Origin of the sequence: Fusobacterium necrogenes, assembly GCF_900450765.1 — a bacterium.
Taxonomy (GTDB): domain Bacteria; phylum Fusobacteriota; class Fusobacteriia; order Fusobacteriales; family Fusobacteriaceae; genus Fusobacterium_A; species Fusobacterium_A necrogenes.
This window is the reverse complement of the sequence record NZ_UGGU01000003.1, coordinates 1,057,986-1,065,820: the sequence shown is the minus strand read 5'-3', so window position 1 is coordinate 1,065,820 and position 7,835 is coordinate 1,057,986. Positions and strand designations below refer to the sequence as shown.

General features: G+C 30.5%; 9 protein-coding genes. 7 read left to right on the top strand and 2 right to left on the bottom strand.

From position 1 onward, the window contains the following. Positions 1 to 97 precede the first annotated feature (97 nt). Complete coding sequence (gene dtd / locus DYA59_RS05290; protein ID WP_115270084.1) at positions 98 to 550, bottom strand: D-aminoacyl-tRNA deacylase; 453 nt, start codon at positions 548 to 550, stop codon at positions 98 to 100. A gap of 138 nt (positions 551 to 688) precedes the next feature. Here dtd and DYA59_RS05285 point away from each other — a divergent pair, with 138 nt between their 5' ends. Then, a complete protein-coding gene (locus DYA59_RS05285; RefSeq protein WP_115270081.1) occupies positions 689 to 2,203 on the top strand; it encodes a nicotinate phosphoribosyltransferase in 1,515 nt (504 codons plus the stop codon). A gap of 175 nt (positions 2,204 to 2,378) precedes the next feature. On the opposite strand, the gene mgsA is transcribed toward DYA59_RS05285, so the two are convergent. Continuing rightward, the gene (mgsA, locus tag DYA59_RS05280) at positions 2,379 to 2,750 is read right to left on the bottom strand and encodes a methylglyoxal synthase (protein WP_115270079.1); all 372 of its coding nucleotides are present in this window, start codon (positions 2,748 to 2,750) and stop codon (positions 2,379 to 2,381) included. An 84-nt stretch (positions 2,751 to 2,834) separates the two neighbouring features. Here mgsA and DYA59_RS05275 point away from each other — a divergent pair, with 84 nt between their 5' ends. From DYA59_RS05275 to DYA59_RS05250, 6 genes are all read left to right on the top strand, one after another. Next, positions 2,835 to 3,737 (top strand): phosphatidylserine decarboxylase, encoded by a 903-nt coding sequence (locus tag DYA59_RS05275; RefSeq protein WP_115270077.1) that lies wholly within the window; start codon positions 2,835 to 2,837, stop codon positions 3,735 to 3,737. 3 nt (positions 3,738 to 3,740) lie between these two features. Then, positions 3,741 to 4,133 carry a NusG domain II-containing protein gene (locus tag DYA59_RS05270; protein ID WP_115270075.1) on the top strand — a complete coding sequence of 131 codons (393 nt, stop codon included), beginning with the start codon at positions 3,741 to 3,743 and terminating at the stop codon, positions 4,131 to 4,133. Positions 4,134 to 4,144: 11 nt separating this feature from the next. Next, positions 4,145 to 5,233: an AI-2E family transporter gene (locus DYA59_RS05265; RefSeq protein ID WP_115270073.1), complete on the top strand. Its 1,089-nt coding sequence runs from the start codon at positions 4,145 to 4,147 to the stop codon at positions 5,231 to 5,233. After that, entirely contained in the window at positions 5,233 to 6,387 is a 1,155-nt protein-coding gene (locus DYA59_RS05260) for a THUMP domain-containing class I SAM-dependent RNA methyltransferase (protein ID WP_115270071.1), read from the top strand. Before DYA59_RS05265 ends, DYA59_RS05260 begins: the two co-directional genes overlap by 1 nt. Further along, positions 6,368 to 7,030 carry a hypothetical protein gene (locus DYA59_RS05255; RefSeq protein WP_115270070.1) on the top strand — a complete coding sequence of 221 codons (663 nt, stop codon included), beginning with the start codon at positions 6,368 to 6,370 and terminating at the stop codon, positions 7,028 to 7,030. Before DYA59_RS05260 ends, DYA59_RS05255 begins: the two co-directional genes overlap by 20 nt. A gap of 144 nt (positions 7,031 to 7,174) precedes the next feature. Beyond that, entirely contained in the window at positions 7,175 to 7,699 is a 525-nt protein-coding gene (locus tag DYA59_RS05250; RefSeq protein WP_115271496.1) for a peptidylprolyl isomerase, read from the top strand. Positions 7,700 to 7,835 lie beyond the last annotated feature (136 nt).

Genomic DNA, 7,835 nt, shown 5'->3' with positions numbered 1-7,835 from the left:
AAGGTTTTAACTTTTTAAAATTAATTAGAGGAGAGTATTACAAATAAAATTGTAATTCTCTCCTCTTTTTATACTTAAAGTAATTGTATTCTTTTTACTATTTTGGCATGTTAATAGTATCAATTATAAGAGTAACAGGGCCGTCATTTAAAATTTCAACCTTCATGTCAGCACCAAAAATTCCAGCCTCTGTTTTAATCCCATAACTTTTACATTTTTCTAAAAATTTTTCATATAGTGGTTTAGCTATTTCAGGTCTAGCTGCATCAACAAATCCAGGACGACGCCCTTTTATACAATCTCCATAGAGTGTAAATTGTGATATAATAAGTAATTCTCCACCTATTTCTTCTAATCCTAAATTCATTTTTCCATTTTCATCTTCAAAAACTCTTAGATCTTTGATTTTTTTAGATAACCAATTAATTTCCTTATCTCCATCAGTATGAGTTATACCGAGCAAAACCATAAATCCTTGATTTATTTTTCCTACAATTTTACCATCTACACTCACACTAGAATATTTAACTCTTTGTATAACAGCTCTCATATTTCACCTCTAAAAAAATATTTCTGCTTTACATGATAACATTATTTTTTTGAAAAAAAAAGATGTTTTATAGTAAAAAAAGAAAAATAATGATATAATGATATGACGTACTATGATAAAATATAAGGAGAGAGTGGTATGAAAAAATCAAGGGTACTAACAGACTTTGCAAGAGTTATAAATTCAGATAGATATCAATATACAGAGAGTGATATTTTTTTAATGGAGCATATGGAAAATAAAATAGCTGTATTTGATGTATATTTTAGAAAAACAGAAGATGGTGGTTTTGCTGTAGTAGCTGGAGTACAAGAAGTAATAAATCTCATAGAGATATTAAATAGTACCTCGGAAGAGGAAAAAAGAATGTATTTTTCTGAGATATTAGAGGAAGAACATTTAGTAGATTATCTATCTAAAATGAAGTTTACTGGAGATATTTTATCGATGAGAGATGGCGAAATAGCATATCCAAACGAACCAATATTAACAGTAAAAGCCCCACTTATACAGGCTAAAATATTAGAAACACCAATTTTAAATATAATTAATATGCAAATGGCAATAGCAACAAAAGCTTCAAGAGTAACAAGAGCTGCCGACCCAATAGCTGTATCTTCTTTTGGAAGTAGAAGAGCTCATGGATTTGATAGTGCTGTGGCAGGTAATAAGGCAGCAGTAATAGGAGGATGTTTAAATCATTCTAATTTAGTTACTGAGTATAAATATGGAATACCTAGTGTCGGAACCATGGCACATTCATACATACAAACCTTTGGTGTAGGAAGTCAAGCTGAGAAAAAGGCTTTTGAAACTTTTATAAATCATAGAAAAAATAGAGAGAAGAATAGTTTAATTCTTTTAATAGATACATATAATACTTTAAAAATGGGTATAAAAAATGCTATAGAAGCTTTTAAAAACTGTGGAATAGATGATTCTTATGAAGGAATGTATGGAGTTAGAATAGACTCTGGAGATTTGGCATATCTTTCAAAAAAATGTAGGACCATGTTAGATGAGGCTGGCTTAAAAAAAGCTAAGATAATTTTGACAAACTCATTGAATGAAGAGCTTATTCGTTCATTGAGAGAGCAAGGAGTTTGTGCTGATTTATATGGTGTTGGAGATGAAATAGCTGTGAGCAAATCTAATCCATGCTTTGGAGGAGTGTATAAGATAGTAGAAATAGATAATGAGCCAGTTATAAAACTTTCAGAAGATGTGGTGAAAATATCTAATCCGGGATTTAAAGAGGTATATAGAGTTTATGATAGATACGGATTTGCTTATGCTGATTTGATAACTCTTATGAAAGGGGATAAGGATAAAGCGTTACTAATTAACGGAGAAACACTCACAATAAGAGATGAGAAATATGAGTTTAAATCAAGTGAGCTAAAAGAGGGCGAATACACAGTAAAAAGACTTACTAGGGAATACGTAGTAGATGGAGAGATTATTATGTCGGAGTATGAAAAATTGTTTGATATAATGGCTTCTCAAAGATATTATTTAGAGAGTTTAAAAAAAATATCTGAAGAGAGAAAAAGATTAGAAAATCCACATAAATATAAGGTGGACTTATCATCTGATTTGATAGAATTGAAGTATAATCTTATTAAAGGAATAAAAGCTGAAATAGAAAAATAGGCTTGATTAAGATATATCAAGGACTTTGGGGGTTATGAGAGGAAGTTGAATTAACTAAGCTATTTAAGTACTAGTATCAGAGCTAAAACTTTTATTTATTTTATCTATACGAGCTTTAGTTAATCAACTTCTTTAGATATAAAATAATTTTTAGTTTTTTAATAAATAACTATGATTATTTTAATTTTAATGCTGTAACTAATAGCTCGGCTGTAGATTGATTAGTTGCAATAGGAATTTTATGTACATCAGCAAGTCTTATAAGAGCTGAGATATCTGGCTCGTGAGGTTGTGCAGTAAGTGGATCTCTAAAGAAGAATACTGCTTCCATCTCATTCATAGCTATATCTGCTCCGATCTGTTGATCACCACCTATTGGACCAGATTGATATCTATGGACATTTAATCCAGTTGCTTCAATAATTCTTTTTCCAGTTGTACCAGTTGCAACTAATGGGTAGTTTTTAAAAAACTCAACATGTTTTTTAGCAAACTCAACTAGATCATCTTTCATGTTGTCATGGGCTATAAGAGCTATTTTTTTCATAATTCTATCCTCCTTGATAATAAGCTAAGATAATTATACAATGAAATTAAAAAAATCTCAAAACTTTTTAAGGAAGTGGAAAAAATGGAGTTTAGTAAAATAAAATATATTGAAAGAAAAACTGGTGAGATTAAGGTAGAGAAAGTTCCAGGAGAAAAGTATCTAAAATTTTTATACTACAATCCTTTAGGAAAATTACCTCTAAATTTGCTAGTGAGAAAAAAATTTCTTACAGAATATTATGGAAAACAGATGAATAAGCCAGAATCTGTAAAAAAAATTCCTAGTTTTATTAAAGAAGCAGATATAAACATAAGTGAAGCTAAAAAAAAGATAGAGGAGTTTACGTCTTTTAATGATTTTTTTTATAGGGAGCTAAAAGATGGAGCGAGGGTTATAGATTTTGACGAAAATCATCTTATCTCACCTGCAGATGGTAAAATATTAGTATTTGAAAATTTAGACATGGAAAAAGAACTCTATATAAAGGGAGATAAGTTTACCCTAGATGAGTTTTTTGCAAATAGAGCTTTAGCAGAAAAATATAGAGATGGGGTTTTTATGATAATCAGACTTGCCCCTATTGACTATCATAGATTTCATTTTCCAGCAGATGGAAAAATAAGTGAGAGTAAATTAGTAGACGGATTGTATTATTCTGTTTCAACTCATGCTATAAAGAAAAACTTTAGAATTTTATGTGAAAATAAGAGGGAATTTTCTATTTTAAAAACAGAAAAGTTTGGAGATATAGCAATGTTTGAAGTAGGGGCTACTATGGTAGGTGGAATAAAACAAAGTTATATTCCTAATACTGATGTAAAAAAAGGAGAGGAAAAGGGTTATTTTTATTTTGGTGGATCTACCTGTGTTTTAGTATTTGAAAAGGGAAAAGTAGATATAGATAGGGATTTAGTAGAAAATACTAAAAAAGGAATAGAAACAAAAGTTTATATGGGAGAGAAAATAGGAGTAACTCGGGATTAAAATATGAGAAAAAGAAGATATTTTAAGCTGGGGGATTTAGTAATATATCTATTTTTTATATTATTTTTTTATAATTTGGGAGTAAAGGTGCTAGAGTTTGGAAATGAAAAGCCATCAAAAGTGGAGATCTATGTAGATGGTACACTTAAATATGTTTATCCACTTCAAAAAGAGGAGAGGGATATATTTGTAGACACTGTATTAGGTGGAGTAAATGTGAAATTAAAAGATAATATGGTGAGGGTAACAACTTCAAATTCTCCTAGGAAGTTAAATGTAAAAAGAGGTTGGATAAGTTCACCTGGAGAGGTTATTATAGGGATACCAGATAGATTGCTCATAAAAATAGTAGGGGATAAAAAAGGTGATGATGAATTGGATTATATCATAAGATAGAGGTGAATATAATGAGACGGACAAAAGGGCTAAAACTTTTTGGGATAGGATTAATTTTGATAATCATTCAAAGTTTTTTGCAACAGCATGATACATTTAGAGAGATATATAGTAAATATGTGGGATATCTTGTACCTGTAATCTATGCTTTTTTTATAACAGTTTTTTTAGAGCCAATAGTTTCTTCAATTGAAAAGAGATTTAAGATAAAAAGGTTATACTCTGTCATATTAACTATAATTTTTGTAAGTTTATTTGTGTTATTAGCAATAGCTGTAATAGTTCCTCAGATAGGAAAAAGTATTGAAGAACTCTACAATAAGCTTCCATATATGCAACAGCAGGCTGAAAAATATGTGGAGCTGAGTATAAAATTTTTAAAAGAAAATGATATACTTTTGATGGGAGAGACTGAAATTCATGAGAGTATTAATAAACTTATCAAAGATAATATGAAATATATACAGGATTTTGGAATATCTGCATTGTGGAATATTGTTTGGTGGAGCATAGCTTTTACAAAATTTTTTATTGGATTTTTCTTGGCTTTTTTAATTTTAATAGATAAGGAGTATTTCATCAGATTTTTGAAAAATATTTTTACTATAGGTTTTGGTCAGAAGAAAAGTAGTGAGATAATGATATTTTTGGAAGATTCAAGAAAGGTACTTATGAACTATGTCTGGGGGAGAATAATTGTTTCTTCAGCAGTTGGAGTGATAACGTTTGGAGTGATGTTTATCAGTGGGACTCCGTACGCTTTTTTGAGTGGAGTAATGATAGGAATAGGAAATATGATACCCTATATAGGATCAATAATAGCTGGAACCTTAGCTGTATTTTTAGTGGCTTTAGCTGAACCTTTCAAATTGATATTTTTAGCTTTGGCAATAATTATAGCTCAAACTGTTGATGGTTGGGTAATAGGACCTAAAATAGTTAGTGAAACTGTGGGAATGGGAACATTTTGGATAGTGGTTTCTGTTCTTATAGGGGGAAGCTTATTTGGACCTGTTGGAATGTTTTTTGGTGTTCCAGTATTTGGTATGATAAAATTGATATATATAAAACTTTTAAATAAAAGAGGAGATAGTAATTGATGACGGATAAGTTAACATTGATAGCATCTGCCACTATGGGAGTAGAGAGTATAGTAAGAGATGAGTGTGTGGCGTTAGGTTTTGAAAATGTCAAGGCTTTCAATGGAAGAGTTGAATTTGAAGGAACACTTAGGGATATAGCCAAGGCAAATATACACCTGAGGTGTGCTGATAGAGTTTTTATAAAAATGGGAGAGTTTAGAGCTCTTACTTTTGATGAGTTATTTAATAACATAAAAAGGCTTCCGTGGGGAGATCTCATTGAAGAAAATGGAGAGTTTCCAGTAAGTTGGGTAAGTTCAGTAAAGTCTAAACTTTTTTCTAAATCAGATATACAAAAAATTACTAAAAAAGCTATTGTAGAGAAGATGAAAGAGAGATATGGGAAGAGTTATTTCTATGAAGATGGAGCAAAGTTTGCTATAAAGATTCAAGCTCATAATGATATTTTTTTAGTAATGGTAGATACAAGTGGAGAAGGATTACATAAAAGAGGATATAGAGCTATAAAAAACGAAGCTCCTATAAAAGAGACAATGGCTGCTGCTTTAGTCCTACTTTCAAAATGGAAGGGTGGAGAGCTACCATTAGTTGATCCTATGTGTGGAACTGGAACCTTACTCATAGAAGCAGCTATGATAGCTAGAAATATAGCTCCAGGAGCAAATAGAAACTTTGTTTCTGAAGCTTGGAAGCTCATTCCTGAAAATGATTGGATAGATGTTAGAGATGAGGCTTTTTCAATGGAAGATTATGAAAAAGAGGTAAAAATTTTTGGCTCTGATATAGATGCTGATACAGTTGAGATAGCTAAAAAAAATATAGTAAAAGCTGGAGTAGAATCTGATATACAACTTAAGTGTCAAAACTTCTTAGATATTGAAAGAGATGAGGAGTATGGAGCCTTACTTACAAATCCACCATATGGGGATAGACTTCTAGATGATGAGTCAGTAGAGAGATTGTATGGATTACTAGGAGATATTTGTAGAATGAGGTTACCTAAGTGGTCATACTACATAATCACATCTTATGAAGGTTTTGAAAAAGCTTTTGGAAAGAGAGCTACAAAGAACAGAAAATTGTATAATGGTGGGATAGAATGTCACTATTATCAGTATTACGGAGAGAAAAATGCAAAGAAAAGAGTGTAATGAGATTTTAAAATTTTCTACTGAGGTGATACTTCAAGTTTTTATAAAGATAAATAAAAGAGTAGAGGAGCTAAAAAATAATGATGAGCTATCAGCTTTAGAAATTTTAGAAAATGAAGTGATTCCTAAGTATGAAAAGCTGTATAAGGCTTTGAAGATAGAGTTTGGAGAAAATGAAGATATAGATAGTGAAAAATTTATAAGTATAAAAAAATATATCTATGATATAATGAAAGAGAACAATTTCACAGAGGAGTTTATTAAAACTCAAATGAAATTGAGAGAAGAGTTCCAAGGTGAATCTGGGGCTGAGGTTGTAAAAAAATTATATGAGTATGAGAAAAAGCAAATGGAAAATACTAAGTATAATCTTTTAGAGAAGGTGAATAAAGTCTTAGATAAAGAAGATGAACTTAGTATGGAGTTGAAAAATGCTATCCAAGAAGAGGAGCAGATAGAGTGTATCTATAAACTTCAACCTGTGAGAGAGGAATATAGAGCCTTAGAAGAAAAAATACTAAGAGTTCAAAAAAATATAGATGTATTGAAGAAAAAAATAGATTCTGAATGGGCATATGAGATATATGGAACAGTATCTAAAGATGAGATGTTAAATACATATAATCAAACTATGAAAAAATAAAAAAATATGATAGAATAAGGAGGCAATATGAAAAACTGGAAAATACTTATCCTTTTAGTGATAATAGTTGGAGGATTTTATTATTTCACTCAAAAGGGAGCTGAAAAGACACTAAACATTAAGGAGGAAAAACAAGTGGAGAATATAGTATTAAATGCTAAAATAAAGACAGCTAAGGGAGATATTAACTTAAAATTATTCCCAGAGGTTGCTCCTATTACAGTTACTAACTTTGTACATCTAGCAAAAAGAGGGTATTATAATGGATTAAAATTCCACAGAGTGATAGCTGATTTTATGATTCAAGGAGGAGATCCAACAGGAACAGGTGCTGGAGGACCTGGATACCAATTTGGAGATGAGTTCAAAGAGGGAGTAGTATTTGATAAAAAAGGATTATTGGCAATGGCTAATGCTGGACCAAATACAAATGGATCACAGTTTTTTATTACTCATGTACCTACTGAGTGGTTAAATTATAAACATACTATTTTTGGAGAAGTTGTATCTGAAGCTGATCAGAAGGTAGTAGATAGCATAGCTCAAGGAGATGTAATGGAAACTGTTGAAATCTCTGGAGATGTAGATACTTTCTTAAAATCTCAAGCTGAAATGGTAAAAAATATAGATGAAATTTTAGCTCAAACTATGCCAGAATTAGGAAAATAATTGAATATAAAAGGAAGGAATTTTATCAAATATTTTAAGTGGGAAGATTCCTTCTTTTTTTATTGCAAAAATACATGTTAAAACTTTGAAAGAATGATAATCTCTCAAGTTTTTTATTTCAATGTTATATTGAAAA